Source organism: Mesorhizobium sp. M6A.T.Cr.TU.017.01.1.1, assembly GCF_004023115.1.
Lineage (GTDB): Bacteria > Pseudomonadota > Alphaproteobacteria > Rhizobiales > Rhizobiaceae > Mesorhizobium > Mesorhizobium mediterraneum.
In genome coordinates, this window is the sequence record NZ_RZTA01000290.1 from 1 (window position 1) to 468 (window position 468).

A 468-nucleotide genomic window follows, 5' to 3' on the forward strand; every position below is an offset into this window, starting at 1 on the left:
ATTCCCTCACCGCTCTCCGACTCGGCGCGTTTCTTGATCAGGGCAATGACGTCCGTTGCGAATTGATCGGCCATTCTGTTTCCTGTCTTTCTTTCCCGCGTTTCGACCTGGACGCGGCTCAGTTCCTAAGGCGCGCCGCGTCGCGAAAGCCATCACGCTTGGGCAACTGACAAAGCCCAATGCTCATAAAGCCGGATCAGGTCCGGCCGGTGTGTGGCGTAGGTGCAGTATGACGATGTGAGCCGCTACACCGTGCGCGTCGTAGCCGATTGCGCGGGCTTCGGGTCTCGCGCCGGCCCAACTGCGGCCTGCTTTCGAATGGCTGGAAGGTTTCCAGTCTATCCATAGGCTCGGAAGAAGTCGGACAGTTTGACATGGCCGGTCAGTTGCAACTCCCTTTCCCAGCACTCCACTGCCCGGTAGAGCGCATGAAAAATCTCCTTTCGGGCGGTTTCTTAAGACGCTCGC

The 468-nt window shown here is 58.8% G+C and carries 1 pseudogene; it reads right to left on the minus strand.

Annotated features, from left to right (window positions below):
• Nucleotides 1–225: 225 nt before the first annotated feature.
• Nucleotides 226–430, minus strand: a pseudogene (locus EOB36_RS34040) (acyltransferase); the annotation flags it as partial.
• Nucleotides 431–468: the final 38 nt, after the last annotated feature.